The 15,906-nt window shown below is 46.4% G+C and carries 14 protein-coding genes and 1 tRNA gene; 7 read left to right on the plus strand and 8 right to left on the minus strand.

Features of this window, described 5'->3' with window-relative positions:
- Positions 1–197: 197 nt before the first annotated feature.
- Positions 198–273 (minus strand) — tRNA-Gly (locus tag LBQ00_08415).
- Between the two features lie 316 nt (positions 274–589).
- On the opposite strand from LBQ00_08415, the gene LBQ00_08420 reads away from it, so the two are divergent.
- From LBQ00_08420 to LBQ00_08435, 4 genes are all read left to right on the plus strand, one after another.
- Positions 590–1,270: a response regulator transcription factor gene (locus LBQ00_08420; GenBank protein ID MDR2018870.1), complete on the plus strand. Its 681-nt coding sequence runs from the start codon at positions 590–592 to the stop codon at positions 1,268–1,270.
- Positions 1,257–2,669, plus strand: a complete 1,413-nt coding sequence (locus tag LBQ00_08425; protein MDR2018871.1) for a HAMP domain-containing protein — start codon at positions 1,257–1,259, stop codon at positions 2,667–2,669. The genes LBQ00_08420 and LBQ00_08425 overlap by 14 nt, the downstream gene beginning before the upstream one ends.
- A 12-nt stretch (positions 2,670–2,681) precedes the next feature.
- Entirely contained in the window at positions 2,682–4,145 is a 1,464-nt protein-coding gene (locus tag LBQ00_08430; GenBank protein ID MDR2018872.1) for a DegQ family serine endoprotease, read from the plus strand.
- 303 nt (positions 4,146–4,448) lie between these two features.
- The gene (locus tag LBQ00_08435) at positions 4,449–4,745 is read left to right on the plus strand and encodes a DUF134 domain-containing protein (GenBank protein MDR2018873.1); all 297 of its coding nucleotides are present in this window, start codon (positions 4,449–4,451) and stop codon (positions 4,743–4,745) included.
- A gap of 139 nt (positions 4,746–4,884) precedes the next feature.
- Here the strand turns inward: LBQ00_08435 and uvrC are convergent, their stop codons facing one another.
- Positions 4,885–6,498, minus strand: coding sequence for an excinuclease ABC subunit UvrC (gene uvrC / locus LBQ00_08440; GenBank protein ID MDR2018874.1), 1,614 nt, complete (start codon positions 6,496–6,498; stop codon positions 4,885–4,887).
- Positions 6,499–6,574: 76 nt separating this feature from the next.
- Positions 6,575–8,563, minus strand: coding sequence for an excinuclease ABC subunit UvrB (gene uvrB / locus LBQ00_08445; GenBank protein ID MDR2018875.1), 1,989 nt, complete (start codon positions 8,561–8,563; stop codon positions 6,575–6,577).
- Between the two features lie 635 nt (positions 8,564–9,198).
- Between uvrB and LBQ00_08450 the strand changes: the two genes are divergently transcribed.
- On the plus strand, positions 9,199–9,498 hold the full coding sequence (locus LBQ00_08450) for a type VI secretion system amidase effector protein Tae4 (protein MDR2018876.1): 300 nt from the start codon (positions 9,199–9,201) through the stop codon (positions 9,496–9,498).
- Positions 9,480–9,887, plus strand: coding sequence for a type VI secretion system amidase immunity protein Tai4 (locus tag LBQ00_08455; protein ID MDR2018877.1), 408 nt, complete (start codon positions 9,480–9,482; stop codon positions 9,885–9,887). The genes LBQ00_08450 and LBQ00_08455 overlap by 19 nt, the downstream gene beginning before the upstream one ends.
- Positions 9,888–10,420: 533 nt before the next feature.
- Here the strand turns inward: LBQ00_08455 and LBQ00_08460 are convergent.
- From LBQ00_08460 to LBQ00_08480, 5 genes are all read right to left on the minus strand, one after another.
- The gene (locus LBQ00_08460; GenBank protein MDR2018878.1) at positions 10,421–10,750 is read right to left on the minus strand and encodes an ATP synthase F0 subunit C; all 330 of its coding nucleotides are present in this window, start codon (positions 10,748–10,750) and stop codon (positions 10,421–10,423) included.
- A 28-nt stretch (positions 10,751–10,778) separates the two neighbouring features.
- The gene (atpB, locus tag LBQ00_08465; GenBank protein MDR2018879.1) at positions 10,779–11,477 is read right to left on the minus strand and encodes a F0F1 ATP synthase subunit A; all 699 of its coding nucleotides are present in this window, start codon (positions 11,475–11,477) and stop codon (positions 10,779–10,781) included.
- Positions 11,467–11,859, minus strand: coding sequence for an ATP synthase subunit I (locus tag LBQ00_08470; GenBank protein ID MDR2018880.1), 393 nt, complete (start codon positions 11,857–11,859; stop codon positions 11,467–11,469). Before LBQ00_08470 ends, atpB begins: the two co-directional genes overlap by 11 nt.
- Positions 11,837–12,085: an AtpZ/AtpI family protein gene (locus LBQ00_08475; protein ID MDR2018881.1), complete on the minus strand. Its 249-nt coding sequence runs from the start codon at positions 12,083–12,085 to the stop codon at positions 11,837–11,839. The genes LBQ00_08470 and LBQ00_08475 overlap by 23 nt, the downstream gene beginning before the upstream one ends.
- A gap of 246 nt (positions 12,086–12,331) precedes the next feature.
- The gene (locus LBQ00_08480; protein MDR2018882.1) at positions 12,332–14,734 is read right to left on the minus strand and encodes a PAS domain S-box protein; all 2,403 of its coding nucleotides are present in this window, start codon (positions 14,732–14,734) and stop codon (positions 12,332–12,334) included.
- A 642-nt stretch (positions 14,735–15,376) separates the two neighbouring features.
- Here LBQ00_08480 and LBQ00_08485 point away from each other — a divergent pair.
- Positions 15,377–15,598, plus strand: a complete 222-nt coding sequence (locus LBQ00_08485) for a hypothetical protein (GenBank protein MDR2018883.1) — start codon at positions 15,377–15,379, stop codon at positions 15,596–15,598.
- The last annotated feature ends 308 nt before the right edge of the window (positions 15,599–15,906 follow it).

Consider the following 15,906-nt stretch of genomic DNA (forward strand, 5'->3'; position numbering starts at 1 on the left):
GGAGATACGCACCCAAACACAAAAGTTGTGAAAGAAAATATGAAGGCCGCATATCTCAACACTGATCGTAAGGAATTGTTTGAGGACTGGTTTCAAAGAATGTTTGATGTTTAAGCCGCAGGTTTGCACATACTTCAAGGTATAAGTTTTTAGTAAATTCCGTAACGGCAATCTGATTGTAATTGTAACACATTAGATGGAGCGGGCGACGGGGCTCGAACCCGCGGCATCAAGCTTGGGAAGCTTGCACTCTACCAGCTGAGTTACGCCCGCACAGGTATTATAATAATGGAAACAGGAGAGTAAATCAATAGTTTGTTAGTCCTTCCTGTTGCGCTTGAATCTTTCCCCGGATATTGCACAGTCAGGTTTCCACGGGGGTATAGTCATTCTTCGATACCATTTAACAACATGTCTTGAGGGATTATTCCATCAGGTTTTGAGACTCGGCCGTATTCACACGGTGCGGATACTTTGCCTCGGGTGTCTGCCGGTGAGACCATAAGGTAGGTAACCAGACTCCAGTCTTTTGGACTCAGCGCTCTCAAGGGTTTGTGCGATTTTTTGTTTTATGATATATAATATACCGATGAATGTACTCATAATTGAAGATGAAGTCAAAGTCGCAAGCTTTATAAGCCGGGGCCTTGAAGAAGAAGGATATCGCGTCGATGTAGCAAATGACGGGAGGCAGGGCCTGGACCAACTGAAAGAGTCAAGCTATGATATTGTGCTTCTTGATCTGATGATCCCGGAGATTGATGGACTAGAGGTCCTAAGAGAAGTGCGCTCTTGGGGTATGAACACGCCTGTTCTTATCATCACGGCCAAAAGTTCTAAAGAAGATGTGGTAAAAGGGTTAGATACCGGGAGCGACGACTACCTGACCAAGCCATTTTCCTTTGACGAGCTTTTGGCCCGGATGCGCGCCCTTTTGAGGAGGAGCAAACAGGCCGACACCCGCATACTCGAATACGGACACATTGTCTTGGACCCTTATGACAGAAAATTGAGTATGGACTCTAAAGAAGTGGAACTGACAGATAAGGAGTTTCTTATCATGGAATTCCTGCTCAAGAACCCTGAAAGACCACTCACGAGAAATGAGATAGCCGAATACGTGTGGCAGAATAAGGTCGAATCGACAAACATTGTAGATGTATATGTCAACTTTTTAAGAAAGAAGCTCGACTCACTCTCCACAAGGAGGTATATTCATACAGTACGGGGTATAGGCTACATAATTAAAGAAGGCGATGAGGAAAGTTAATCTGCCTATAAGGTGGAGGCTTACAATCTGGTACGGCGCGATACTCGCGCTTATTCTCGTCGTCTTTTCGTCAGGCGTCTATGTTTATTTCAGGAACAGCCTCCAGAAAAGCATCGATACGAAAATCAAATCTATAGCGGAAGTATTATCGTCTTCCATGACAGAGACTCATGGCAATACCGTGTTGGGAAACTTTGAACGGTACCTGGAGAACGTGTTAGGGAGAAAGCCGAAGGGAAAGTTCATACAAATAATCGACAGGTCCGGGAAGATCGGGGCAAAAATGAGCGACATTGAGACGGAGACGGTACCCACCAGCTTCAACACTATGGAACGGGCCTTAAGAGGGGAAGTAGTCTACGAGACTCTGGGCGCAAAACGGCCGAGGCTCCGGATGATCACACTGCCCATAGCGGACGGCAAGGCTGAAAGCAAGAAAGTGACGAGTATTGTACAGGTAGGAACATCTCTCGAAGATTTCGACGAGACAATGACCAAGCTTCTTATCGTCATGATTATCGGTATCCCGACATCGCTCTCGGCCACGGTAATGGTCGGTTATTTTATGGCGAGAAAGACATTGAGGCCCGTGGATCAACTCAGAAAGACTGCAGTCAAGATATCGTCGACGAACCTTGACGAGAGGATTGACATTGGGAACAGAAAAGACGAATTGTCCAGGCTTGCGGAGACCTTCAATGCCATGATAAGCAGGCTGAAAGACGCATTCCTCCGGATCAATCAGTTCAGTCTTGATGTGTCACATGAACTGAAAACACCCCTAACTATATTAAAAGGTGAGACGGAGGTGGCGCTTCGTAAAGACAGAGGCCCGGAAGAATACAAGAAGTTGCTGGTTAGCAGCTTGGAAGAGGTGGACAGGATGACGAGAATCATCGACGATCTACTGCTTCTTTCCAAGTCTGATCCTAAGGATGTGAGACTCAACATCAACGACATTGCATTGAGAGACCTTCTTATGGACGTCTGTATGGACATGAGAATTTTCGCCGAAAAAAAGGAGATTGAGCTCTCAATCAACGAATTGAGCGATGTCCGTCTTAGAGGGGATGAACTGAAGCTGAGAAGAATGTTTCTCAACATAGTAGAAAACGGCATAAAATATACTGGAAAAGGGGGGAGGGTGGAGGTATCGTCTTTCGTGAATGACGGGTATGTCCAGATAAATGTGAAGGATAATGGGGTAGGAATTTCGGAAGACGACATAAACTATGTATTTGACAGGTTCTATCAAGCCGATAAGTCGAGAAGGAGGGAGGGCGGCAGCGGTCTCGGGCTGTCCATAAGCAAATGGATTGCTGAAGCCCACAAAGGCTCCATCCAGGTAGAAAGCCGGCCTATGAAAGGAAGCCTGTTTTTGATCAAACTGCCTTTATAACTGGAGGGATTTATGAAAAACAAACGATGGTATTTGACCATTACTCTGCTCGTCTGCATAGTACTGGTATTCGTGTATGCAAGAGGAAAATTGATTGCCAGGGAAGCCGTGTTTGATGCGAACAAAATGCCGGTAAAAGCTGTGGCATATGATAATAAGGGTTTACCGAGTTTCAGTCCTCTTGTTAAGCAGGTGAGATCTGCAATTGTCAACATAAGCACTACTACGGTCACTAAAAGTCATGATATGGGCGGATTCATGGGTCCTCAAGGAGGGTTCAAAGACTTTTTCGGAGAGGATTTTTTCGAGAAGTTCTTCGGTGATATGCCAAAAAGGGAGTACAAACAGCGGAGCCTTGGATCTGGATTCATTATTGACAGGGAAGGTTACATTCTTACCAACAATCACGTGGTAGAAAAGGCACAAACCATAAAAGTAAAGCTTACGGATTGGAAAGAGTATGACGCCACCGTGGTCGGCAGAGATCCTAAGATGGACCTTGCTCTGATAAAGATTAATGCGAGGCATGATCTTCCTGCCACGACTTTTGGAGATTCAGATAAGCTGGAAGTGGGTGACTGGGTTGTTGCCATAGGGAATCCGTTTGGTCTTGAGCATACCGTGACTCAGGGAATAGTGAGCGCAAAAGGAAGGGTTATAGGGGCTGGTCCCTATGACGATTTTATCCAGACAGACGCGTCCATCAATCCCGGAAACAGCGGAGGACCATTGTTTAATCTTAATGGTGAAGTTGTGGGGATAAATACCGCGATCGTTTCTGGAGGACAGGGTATAGGATTTGCGATACCCATCAACGTGGTCAAGGACCTTCTGCCTCAGCTCAAGACCAAAGGCAGGGTCGTCCGGGGGTGGCTCGGTGTGGTGATACAGAAGGTGACGCCTGAAATTGCAAAGAGTTTCGGGCTGAAGGAGGCGGAAGGGGCGCTTGTTTCCGATGTTGCTGAACAAAGTTCTGCGGATAAGGCTGGTATAAAGAGAGGAGATGTGATTACTTCCTTCAATGGGAAACAAATAAAGGAGATGGATCAACTTCCTAAACTGGTCGGCGCTACGGAGATTGGCAAAGAAGTCACCGTAGGTATTCTAAGAGATGGTAAGTCGATTGAAGTGAAAGTTACGATAGGCGAGATGAAGGAAGAAGGTCCCATGGTTTCGAAGAAACCCGAGGTGGAGAAGGATTCCTTCGGGCTTATAGTCCAGAATATTACCCCGGACATTACGAAGCATCTGAATTTGAAGGACAAGAAGGGAGTTATAGTTACCGACGTTCAGCCAGGAAGTCCGGCACAGAATGCTGATATCAGGTCAGGTGATGTGATTAAAGAGATTGGAAGGAAACCCATTAGAAACCTGGCTGATTTCAAAGAGGTGATGAAAAAGGCAAGCATCAAGGAGGGTATAGTGCTTCTGGTTACGAGAGAGAATGCGACCTTCTATGCGGTAATAAGAGAATAACGGACAAAATTTACGACGATCCACATGAAGAAATCAGGTGGGATTAAAGATATGCCCTATCCTCAAACCTGATTCTGGCATTCTTCCATACACACAGTACGATAAAGGAGGGATAGACGACCGCACAGGAAAAGTGATAAGGAATTAGAATAAGGGTGTTCAAAATTGAGTCAAGGAACGGCTTTTTATCAAGGAACTGCGGCAGTCGTAAGGACGTATCTTTGGAGGCCCCTCCTGCCCTGCCGGAGGTTATGATTCTATATAGAGCTTGACTTGTTATGAACATATGTTTAGCATAACAACATGGCGCGACCAAAAAAATGCAGGTGCCTTGTCGGTTCCCCAAATGCAGTATACTTCAAGCCGCGAGGCATTCCTCTTGCCAAGCTTGAGGAGGTATCTCTCAGTCCTGACGAATTCGAGGCCATTAATCTTGCCGACTATCAGGGTCTTTATCACGAAGAGGCCGCCGGGAAGATGGGTGTGTCGAGACCCACGTTTGGGAGAATACTTGGGGCGGCCCGAAAAAAGATAGCCGACGCGGTGGTGCAAGGCAAAGCCCTCCAAATCGAGACCGAGGTAGATGACAAAGGAAGATGAGCGTATTTCCCTGAGTGCATTCCCCTTGTAAATCAGGGAGCTTTCAGACCGTGAGGCCCATCTTGACACTTAAAGAAAGGCTGGGCGTTCCTATGCGGACACCTACTACACTAAGGTAAAGGAATATTGCCGTGCCCCGTTACCGTTGCTCCGCTGAGGCCAAGTCCTCCCTTCTCTTCCACCTCTTATGGGAGGAAATAGCGAATCGGTGGGCTTCGTCCCTCATTTTTACGATCTCGCGAAATATCGGAGAGTTCTTTGGCATCGGGAGAGGGTTTTTGCGAAGCGGCAGGTAGATAAGATCGTCCATTCTCTTTCTTCTCTGACCTTTGGCAATACCGATCACATCAATATCCCGGCTCATTGACCGGAGGATTTTGCTCACTGAGTAGAGATGGCCTTTACCTCCGTCGATTATCATCAGATCAGGCATAGGACCCAGTTTCTCGTCAGCCATCCTCCTGCCTATGACCTCCCCCATCATGGCAATATCGTCCATGCAGGGCGCCTCTCTTATGTGAAACACGCGGTATCCGCTCTTTTTTGCCTTAAAACTCTCGAATACCACCATCACACCTATTGGGTTAGCCCCTCCGGTATGGGAATTATCGTAAATTTCTATCCTGAAAGGCTCTTTTCTTAAATGGAGTGCGGCCGCAAAGGTTTTTTCGTTCACCACCGACTCCGTCTCGTGGAGATTCTCGATTGCCAAGGAAATCATTTCTCGCGCGAGCCTTCCGCCAGGGCCGTAGATCTTCACGGGTCCCTGTTTTTGTTTCCTCAAATATCTCTCCAGCGAAACCCTGTCCTCCAATTCCTCTGATAACATGATTTCATCAGGTATCGGCCTTGAAGTGTAGTACTGGAACAGAAAAGACGACAGGACTTCCTCAAAATTGCCGCCCATCAACTCCTCTTTGAACAGCCTTTTTGAAATGAGAATCCCTTTGCGGAAACTCAGCAGGGTTGCGCGGAACCTCTCCTTTTCCTGCGCGAACGCCCATACATCTCTGTTCTTCCCGAGGTGTTCATGGACGTTCTGTCTTTCCATCATTCTTTTGATGGCCTGGTATCGCCCCTTCATCTTTCCGGCTTCTTCAAAATTCCACGAGGCAGCCGCTTTCTTGATGCGGTCATCCAAGTCTTTTAAAAGCTTCTCATCTCTTCCCGAGAGAAAATCTTTGAGTTCTTCGACGACCTGACCGTAAACCTCCTCGCGGATATCCCCTCCGCAGGGTCCGAGACACTTCTTTAACTCAAAAAGCATGCACGGCCTTTTCCTTTTCCGAAAAACAGTATCCTTACATCTCCTGATGGGGTAGAGGGTCTGGACCAATTTCAGGACATCCCGCACATCTTTTCCATGAGGGTAAGGACCGAAATAGGCGGAGCCATCATTTTTGATCTTCCGCGTCACATAGAGAGCGGGAAAACGTTCATGGATGGAAAGCTTCAGGGATACATAAGTCTTGTCATCTTTCAGAATAATATTGTATTTCGGGGTATGCTCCTTAATAAGATTGTTTTCGAGGAGAAAGGCTTCTTTCTCGTTATCCGTAAGCACCACGTCCACATGGTCAATCGACCCGGCAAGATGTTCGGTCTTCACCGACCTCCCGCTTTCCCGGAAGTAGCTCCTTACCCTGTCTTTGATATTCTTCGCCTTTCCTATGTATATGATCTGCTTGTTTTTGTCTCTGAATATATAGACGCCGGAAGATTCCGGCAGGTTATCCATAATTGATTCATTCATCAGGTTTCACACAATTCGCGGTGAAGTGTTGGGACTCTCTTTCCTCATACGCTCCATCCCTACACTCCATACCACTCTAGAGAGTCAATTCCATTTGCTCAAGTTTGAGCAGGCGGTCTCTCAATTGAGCGGCTTTTTCGAAGTCCCATTTTTTTGCCGCTTCTCCGATCTCTTTCCTGAGTTTCTTCACCATCTTCGACAGTTTCTTTGGCTCAAGGGTCTTTTCCTCCAACTCGTCAATGGGCACTGTGTAATAATCTTTTTCATAGATTGAGGAAAGGATGTCAACCACAGACTTTTTGATCCCTTCGGGGGTTATGCCATTTTTCTCATTATATTCCATCTGCGCCTTGCGCCTTCGCTCTGTCTCGCCTATTGCCCGGCTCATGGAATTTGTCATCACGTCGGCAAACATGAGCACCTTCCCGTTCAGGTTTCTTGCTGCCCTGCCGCATGTCTGAATAAGAGAGGTTTGAGACCGGAGAAACCCCTCTTTGTCCGCATCAAGAATGGCCACAAGGGCTACCTCGGGAAGGTCAAGTCCTTCTCTCAGGAGGTTTACCCCCACGAGGACATCGAACTTCCCTGCCCTCAGGTCTCTTACAATCGCGACTCGCTCAAGAGTGCTTACGTCAGAATGAAGATATTTCGTTTTCACGCCCTTATCAAGAAGATAGTCCGTAAGGTCCTCCGCGAAACGCTTCGTGAGTGTCGTGACGAGCGCCCTTTCCTTGTTCTCCACGACTCTTTTTATCTCGGGAAGCAGCGTATCCACCTGATTCTTCGCTTTCATTATCTCAATGGCTGGGTCCATGAGACCGGTGGGCCGTATGATCTGCTCCACCGTATACCCTTTTGCTTTGGTAAGCTCATATGCAGCCGGAGTTGCGGATGCATAGAGGACCTGCCGGGTTCTTGCCTCAAACTCCTCGAATATGAGGGGTCTGTTGTCCAAGGCGGAAGGAAGGCGAAACCCGTATTCCACCAGGGTCGTTTTCCGTGCCCTGTCTCCCCTGTACATGCCTATGAGCTGGGGTACAGTCACATGGCTTTCATCTATCATTACCACTGTATTTGAGGGAAAGTAGTCCATGAGGGTAGGGGGCGGCTCCCCTGCCGACCTGCCGGTGAGATGCCGTGAATAATTCTCGATACCCTGACAGTAACCAATCTCTCGCAGCATCTCGAGGTCGTACTTTGTCCTCATTTCCACCCTTTGCGCTTCAAGAAGCTTATTTTGGCTCTTGAGAAGTTTCACGTGATCGTTAAGTTCCCTCTCGATTGATTCCACCGCTTTTTCCAGAGTTTCTTTAGGCGTCACGTAATGGCTTGTGGGATATATGGTGCAACGTGTAAGCCTCGCAACAACGTTCCCTTTAAGCGGATCTATCTGGTAGATTGCCGAAACACAGTCCTCATCAAGGACAATTCTAATGGCTTTCTCTTCCTCATAGGCTGGAAATACATCAATGTTCTCCCCCCTCACCCTAAAACGCCCCCGGTAAAAATCAATATCATTTCTTTCATACTGGCATTGAATCAGTTTATCAAGGATAGTTTTTCGTTCTATCTGCTGCCCTTCTTCGACATAGATCAGCATACCGTAATAAGCTTCCGGAGAACCAAGCCCGTAAATGCATGACACGCTTGCCACGATGATTACATCATCTCTGTCAAAAAGGGCGTTCGTCGCCAGAAGCCTCAATTTGTCTATCTCTTCGTTAATTGACGCATCTTTCTCTATATATGTGTCCGTATGGGGCAGATATGCTTCCGGTTGATAGTAGTCGTAGTAGCTCACAAAGAAATGGACTTCGTTTTCAGGAAATAGACCTTTAAATTCTCCATAAAGTTGGGCTGCCAAAGTCTTGTTATGGGAAATCACCAGGGTGGGTCGTTGGACCTTTTCGATCACATTGGCCATAGTGAAGGTTTTCCCGGAACCAGTCACCCCGAGAAGGACTTGATGAGAAACACCTGCCTCTATGTTTTTTGAGATGTTTTCAATGGCTTGGGGTTGATCGCCTCTGGGCTTGTAATCACTCGCAATCCTGAACTTTGGCATGCCTATAGTCTAACCGGGAGACCCGGTCTTTGTCAAAAGACCCGAGGGTGAGGGGAGACTCAAGGTATTAAGAGGCAAAAGATCAAAGCCAGAAAACGGGTATTCAAGCAGAAGCCTAAATTGTGCTGACGACACGCGCCGAAAAGTGACGATAGGTGCCACATTATACTCGCCAAAGTCGAACGGGCGGGATACCGAAAGAGTAGAGCTAACGGCAATGCTGGACACTGGTCTCACCCGCGCCCATGATCGTGTCGTGCGTCTGTATACCTGCACCTGCCAGCGCCTGACGCTGGAGTCACTCAGGATACGGGTTTCGGGGGCTTGGTGGGTGGTGCGATAGCGCACCGCCTGATGAGTTTGGGCTGTTGATATAATATATAAAATTTGCTATGATTTTTCAATGGGAACTAATAGGGCAAGACCATTGTTTGCGGCCGCTTGGGTTGCCTCAGAAGAGATTTACAGTTCCACCAACCAGGCCGGAGAGGGTTGCTGATGTCATTGGCGGGACCGTAGCGGTCAATATCAGGCTCAAGGATCCAAAGGTACGTTTGGACAAACACCTGTGCGGTCCGTATGAGCTATATCCTTAACAAGACGCACACATATATCCCGCGAGAATCCGGAAAACGGTGACGGGTGCTGACAGACGAAACTACTTTTTTCGTGTTCGCGATCTGATCGACTTCCTGCGCACGGAATGGGGCGCCCCCGATAAAGTTGTCAGATATCCCCATCCTAGCGATTTGGAAGGGGAGCAAGGAATCATTACCTTCACTGTGACAGGCTGGTCAGACGCTGGCGGACATGCAACGCTTTACGACGGTCGTTCCCGTTCGTGCTATGACAGCTGCTACTTTTACGAAAAGGAAGCGGCGCATACAACCACCCAGGCCAATTTCTGGAGCCTGCCATGCGATACCTGCTTATAGTCGCTTTGTGTCTGTGTTCATCCATAGCGCATGCGAGGATGGATGAACGAAACAACGCCATCAACTTCAAAGATCGTGCGCTGGCGTTTTGTATTGCAAAAGCATACAATGACTCGCCAGCGGCTGAGCTGGATGCCAGAAAAACCGGTGGCATTTATCTTAATTTGACGTATTTCGATCTGGATTCCAATACGAAACTCCTCGCTTTGATCGATAAATACCTGCGCTGCGACTACAGCATGCCCTTCGAGGGATATGTCGATGCAAAGTTCGACCTCCTGAAGTGCTTCGACATGTACCACAGTCCGGAACTTGATGCGCTTGTGCGAAAATACGTTCCACACCCGAATTGGATTGGATACAAACCGCCCAAGAAGCAACGGAAGTAGCCTGTACTCTAAGTCCTGTCCTCGCGTCTTTTCGCGGCACTTGGTCAGTATCCCACTAATACGCTTGGTCACCCTGTGGGTTGGCGGTGATCGTATTCTTGACGGCCACCTGTATCGCTTTCGGTATGTTATATTTGTCGATCAAATTGCGTAACGGCTCCGGTTGCAGCAAGCATTCGCGTTGCGTACGATGTACCAGTGACGCGCTTCAAGTCCAGCAGCAGGCCAAATACACCATCGAATATTTTGCGCTTCGATGGAAGCCACAGAAAAACAGCGTACAAATTTCGCTGCCATTCGACGTAAGATCATCAAATCTGTTTCGGCGTCAACTTCAATCTGCAATAGCTTGATGATGCTTTCCCATTAATTGTTGCAACCTTCCTGGTTACATTAATTTCACATTAACTTGGGTTGTTGTAAAGAGTTTAAAGATCTGATAGCTGTACGAGGGGCAACCAGGAGTAGATGTGAGGAGAAGCAATCACGGCGGGGGTGGGGGTGGATTTAAATCCACCCCCTAACCATCATCATTAACCAAGCTTAAAGAACAGAAGTAGTGAAACAACGAGAGAGTAAATAACGAGCGACTCAATCATTGCCAGACCGATAATCATCGGCGTAAAAACCTTACCGGAAGCCCCGGGATTCCTGGCGATACCGTCCAGCGCACCCTGCAGAGCCTTTCCTTGTCCGACAGCCCCTCCGGCAGCCGCGATACCGATGCCTAAGCCCGATGCAAGGGCTATCATCTGCTTTACGGACGAATCAAGTTCCTTACCCTCTTCAGCAGCCATCGCGATACTCACAGACAGACCAACAAACATCCCGAGAAGCATCATGACCAACAAAGCTTTTTTCATCGATTCTCACCCCTTTTCTAGTATTGTTTCAATGTTCTTCATGGGAAATAGCCCCAGAAAAATATGCCATCGACAGCATCATAAAAACGAAAGTCTGAACAAACGCCACGAACAAACCGAGTACCATCATGGGCAGAGGAATTAAGAATGGAACGAGCATGAAGAATATCCCGGTCGTCAGGTGATCGCCAAATACATTACCAAAAAGCCTAAGGCCCAGAGAGAGCGGACGGGCTATGTGCCCGACAATCTCAATAGGTATCATGATAGGGGCAAGCCAGATAAAAGGCCCCATAAACTGTTTTAAATATTTTATTCCATGTTCCCGTACCCCAAAGTAATGGGTCATCACGAATACGGTCAGAGAACAGGCAAAAGTGGTGTTCACATTATCAGTAGCCGGCATGAACCCCGGAATAAGGCCGGACAGGTTATTAAAGAGGATAAAAATTCCCAAGGTACCTACCAGGAGAACAAATTCTTTCCCTCTTGGACCCATCGTATCCATAATAATGCCGGAGACGCTTTCGGCTAATATTTCAATAAAGTTCCTGAATGTCATCCCTGGCTCCGGAACAATGTTGTCTTCAGTTTTCTTCAACTGCCGGTACCCCAAGGCCACGATCACAAGTAAAATGACCGACACAATAATACCGTTTGACACATGGGGTGGCAAGTCTCTTAGAAAAGGAATCGACGAAGCCAACGTCCATTCATCATGCCCCATTTTTCTGCCTCCTCTTTGTTGCAGGGCTAAAAATACCCAGCACTTGGTTGATCACGATTGATATGAAAACCGTGGAAAGTCCTATAAGAAAGAAAGTCACGCTTACGTCACCAAAGACTATCACTACTGTGACGAGAGCCACGAGAATGAGAAACTTTACCGGAAGTTTTATGAGAACTTCCTTTTTGCTTATGTTCGGGTTTGAAAAGCCGCCTTCTATAATCTTTCTCAGAAACCGAAAATTCAGGACCATCATGGAACTTCCGACGGCGAAACTGAAAAAATGCTTAAACTCCCTCATTATTACCGCAGACATTACGGATCCCAGCAGGAGGACAATTGCGTTGAGACGCTCTATGTCACTTAGAGTTGCTTCTCTCATTCTCCCTTTCCATCTTCTTGGCCGTCCTGTATAAACTCCTCATGGAGGCCGCAATGCCCACAAACATAAATATAATTGACATATAGGGGTACATCAGAAAAGACTTGTCCAAGTAATAACCGATAGCTATTCCAATGGCAACGCAAAGTCCCATTTCAAGGCCCAAAGGACCGAAGTTCATAATGGACTTAAATACATCTTTCCTATCGTTTACCATAACCATCATTTTGTTTCATTGTTTGTATCATAAGGGCCATCTTTAGTCAATCTATTTTTGTCCTTTATTTCACAAAAGGGATATACTATTAGCTATGGCGCTTGAGGTGTCTACTGCTGATTTAGATACGACAGAAGTTACTCTGCATATACATATGGATGCTTCTCAAAATATGACGGAAAAGATCCCATTTCTAATTATATATCAATAAAATCTCTATATAATACTCATTATTTATTGATAATTTCCAAAATCTCATGAAAGAGACAGGAGATAGGTCTGAAGATTCACTTTCTGTTTATTCAGGTTAAGCTTTCTTCTGATGTTATAACGGTGGATATCAATCGTCCTTGTTGACAACAACAGGAGCTGGGACATCTCTTTCGTTGTTTTACCTTTCTTGATCAAGTCTGCTATCTGAATCTCCTTCGGGGTGAAATTTGCATAACGCGACGCCATACGCCTGATGAAAGGCGACATAATCTCGATGAGGTTCGTTTCTATTATGTCGGCCATCGCTTCATCCCCCTGATCCTTGCTCGCTTTCAGTCGCTCCACGTAAGGGAGAATCAATTCCTTGATGTTGGACACGACCTTTTCCTCAAGCTCAAATTTATCCTGCTCTCTATGCTTCAGGAGCACTTTTAGCGCCGCGTTGGCTTCTTCCAGGCTCTTGGACTCGTTTTCCAAGTCCTCTTGAATTTTCTTCCGTTCAGTTATATCAAAGAGTGTACCCTCGTAGAAAAGAATTGTGTCATTGCAATCACGAACAACCCTCATATTTGTGCTGATCCACGTCTTCTCCCCGTCTTTCCTTCGGCATTGGATCTCGAAATTGCGGATATGCCCATCTTTATTAAGAAGCCGCTTTAATTCTTTCCTTCTGGTTGGATCTGCATAAATCTCGTAAGTCACATCTTCTACGGTCCGTAGCATCTCTTCAGGCGAGTCGTATCCGAACAGGGTCGCAAACGCCGGGTTTGCACTCAACACGCGGCCATCTATACTTGTCTGAAATATACCTTCCGTTGCATTCTCAAAAATATTCCGGTATTTTTCTTCTGTTTGTTTCAGGGCGTCCTCAGCTAACTTACGTTTCGTAATATTCTTCCAAACCGTATACAGAATCTGTCTTCCATGAATGCGAATCACGGTAAATGACACGTCGACGAGAAATTCCTCATCATCGAAACCGCGAAGCATCCACTCAAAATGGCTGCTTCCGTCCCGGAGGGCTACATTTACTGCATTTCGAGCCTTATCCAGAGACAGAGGGCCGTCAGGCTGCATCTTGGCCGAAATATCAAAGGGGCGCAGGCCTATCAACTGATCCTTGGAGGCGCACCGCATGAGCTTCAGAGCAGCCTCATTGCAATCCATGAATCTGTTTCCATCAAGGAGAAGTATCGCGTCGGCAGACTTTTCAAAAAGAAGCCGGAATTTTTCCTCACTCTCATGGAGCGCGTTTTCAGCCTGTTTCCGCTTCGTGACATCCTTCAATACGGTAATGCTGTAATCCTTGAGAAATGTAGATCTGAATTCTATGTCCTTGGCTCCTCCATCTTTACATATTATGGTGAATTCTGCATCTATCCATTCTCCGGCCTCCGACGAAGCATTTCTCTTCCATATGTCGAGCACCAGATGCCTGTATTCGCGGTTCCGGTATGCCTTCTGGAACCAGTCTTTTCCTGTGGGAACATCTTCGCGCGCGTAGCCCGTAATATTAGTGAATTCACGGTTCATATACACATACGTTCCTCCCCGGTCACTCAATATCACGCCAACGGGGTCGTTATTGAGAATCGTAAAAAAAGTCTCTCTCTCCTTCCTTAAACTCTCTTCCGCCATCTTGCGCTGGGTGATGTCCTCCACAAACCCCTCATAATACACAATGGATCCGTCGTCGTCTCTTACTGTCCTAACATTCATTGAAACCCATATTCTGCTCTTGTCCCTCCGGTATAGTTGGGTTTCAAATTTGGAAACAGATCCTTTGTCTTCCAAAATCCGTTTGAGTTTTTTTTCGTCGAGAAGATCCACATACTGATTTTCTATATTGGTGATCGTCGTCAGCATCTCTAACGGTGATGCAAAACCATGCATTGCAGCAAAAGCCGGATTGACGGCGATAAAGCGACCGTCAGGGGCAGTCTGAAAAACGCCATTCAAGATATTTTCGAAGATGCTCCGATATTTCTCCTCAGCCCGCCTGAGAGCCTGTTCCATCCCGCTCTTCTCTGTAATATCGCGCCATACCACGTAGGTTATCAGTCTTTCTTTAGCGGGAATGGCAGTGATGGAAACCTCAGCCAGAAAATAGGTTCCGTCGAAGGCGCTATGAACCCATTCAAAACGGGTGAACTTGTCTTTTTGAGCAAGAGACAGAAGCATCTTCTCCTTCACATCAGAGCGTTGCCCGTCGGACTGCAATTCGGGAGATATCTGTGAAGGGCGGAGTCCAAGTACCAGGTCCTTATCCGTACAGCGTAGCATATCAAGTGCAACTGGATTGGCGGCAATAAAAATGTCGCCGTCCATGAGCAAGACTGGATCGACCGATTTCTCGAAGAGGAGCCTGAACTTGATCTCGTTTTCCCTCAGTGTTTCCTCTGTCCCATCAATACGTATCCGAAGCCTCTTATTTTCCCTCTCCATCTTAGGCTCCCCAATTTTTCTCTCAAATCACCAATCAGACATAAATCAATCTCTCTTGAATCGCAATGACGAAGGGCAAGATACCTAAGCAGTTTTATCTCATCGCAACGAGAACCTCCGAGTGTTTTGAAAGTCTGCCCTCTGGTCCACTCCAAGCCAACCATCTCATATAACTTTTATATGTGGGTATTATAGGGCAAATCAATTGATATAGTAAAACATATTTCCACTAATGTATAAATTTACTCCACGCACTAGTACTACGTGTGTAAGCGAGTAGATATAACGTCCTTTTAGGTCTTCTGTCCCATGGTATACTACCTAAATGGAATACAGGAAACAAAGTAACTGTGTATAATTCGGTGATATCACTTGGTATTTGGCAGGAAGGTTACTTCGCTTCCACCATATGGAATAGACGAAGAAATAATACGTAACTATATTGAGTCTCAAGAGGCGGAAAGTTTTAAGGGCAAGAGAGGCTTGAAATATGGAATACCAATAGCGTGAACCAGAGGTTCTTTATTGAAGAAATCGCATGCAGAAACTGTTACCTTGCACACAGTAATGCACCTCTTAATAACCATAAGTATATGTGTTATATGTCAGACGTAAAAAATCAAATATATAAGTCCCAAAAAGATGCATATATCCATCTTTATCATGGAGGGCGACATTGTCGCATTAGATCATATGATGAGACCGGCATCCACCATCCACGACAGGATCGACGCTTTCTTAAGAGACACTGTAGATATAAAAAGCGGGGTACACTATAAAGGTATAAGGATCAGTGCTAGACCCATATTTTTTCTGGAGATATTGGTGTTGTACATGCCAAGACTTTGTCTGCCCGAGCCATGAAAGACTTTTGAAAATCCCGTTCCCCGAAGCCACTGCAAGGCCGTGCTGTTCTTTGTCAAGGCAACTTCACTTTGCATTATTTCGAACAGCATTCCATGATAATGTCTGGGCTTGCTCCCTTTCTTCAACCATAGAGTAAAGCTGGTTTTCATGGCCGTGCCCGACGCCTTGAGGAGATCACCAGCTGCACTTTGAAAACATACGGGAATCAAGAAAACCAGGAAAGATTTCTGTTGCGCCTGTCGTCTGGTCCGTGTTATATAAACCCATCTTGGGCCGTTAGCTCAGTCCGGTAGAGCAGTTGACTC

It is taken from the genome of Syntrophobacterales bacterium, from assembly GCA_031274925.1.
Classification (GTDB): Bacteria; Desulfobacterota; Syntrophorhabdia; order Syntrophorhabdales; family Syntrophorhabdaceae; genus PNOM01.

Bases quoted from the DNA above. Each gene is read 5' to 3' on its own strand.
- atpB (MDR2018879.1), bottom strand. From the start codon at position 11,477: ATGGGGCATGATGAATGGACGTTGGCTTCGTCGATTCCTTTTCTAAGA.
- LBQ00_08460 (MDR2018878.1), bottom strand. From the start codon at position 10,750: ATGAAAAAAGCTTTGTTGGTCATGATGCTTCTCGGGATGTTTGTTGGT.
- LBQ00_08480 (MDR2018882.1), bottom strand. From the start codon at position 14,734: ATGGAGAGGGAAAATAAGAGGCTTCGGATACGTATTGATGGGACAGAG.
- LBQ00_08470 (MDR2018880.1), bottom strand. From the start codon at position 11,859: ATGAGAGAAGCAACTCTAAGTGACATAGAGCGTCTCAACGCAATTGTC.
- LBQ00_08425 (MDR2018871.1), top strand. From the start codon at position 1,257: ATGAGGAAAGTTAATCTGCCTATAAGGTGGAGGCTTACAATCTGGTAC.
- LBQ00_08430 (MDR2018872.1), top strand. From the start codon at position 2,682: ATGAAAAACAAACGATGGTATTTGACCATTACTCTGCTCGTCTGCATA.
- LBQ00_08485 (MDR2018883.1), top strand. From the start codon at position 15,377: ATGCATATATCCATCTTTATCATGGAGGGCGACATTGTCGCATTAGAT.
- LBQ00_08420 (MDR2018870.1), top strand. From the start codon at position 590: ATGAATGTACTCATAATTGAAGATGAAGTCAAAGTCGCAAGCTTTATA.
- LBQ00_08455 (MDR2018877.1), top strand. From the start codon at position 9,480: ATGCGATACCTGCTTATAGTCGCTTTGTGTCTGTGTTCATCCATAGCG.
- LBQ00_08475 (MDR2018881.1), bottom strand. From the start codon at position 12,085: ATGATGGTTATGGTAAACGATAGGAAAGATGTATTTAAGTCCATTATG.
- uvrB (MDR2018875.1), bottom strand. From the start codon at position 8,563: ATGCCAAAGTTCAGGATTGCGAGTGATTACAAGCCCAGAGGCGATCAA.
- LBQ00_08435 (MDR2018873.1), top strand. From the start codon at position 4,449: ATGGCGCGACCAAAAAAATGCAGGTGCCTTGTCGGTTCCCCAAATGCA.
- uvrC (MDR2018874.1), bottom strand. From the start codon at position 6,498: ATGAATGAATCAATTATGGATAACCTGCCGGAATCTTCCGGCGTCTAT.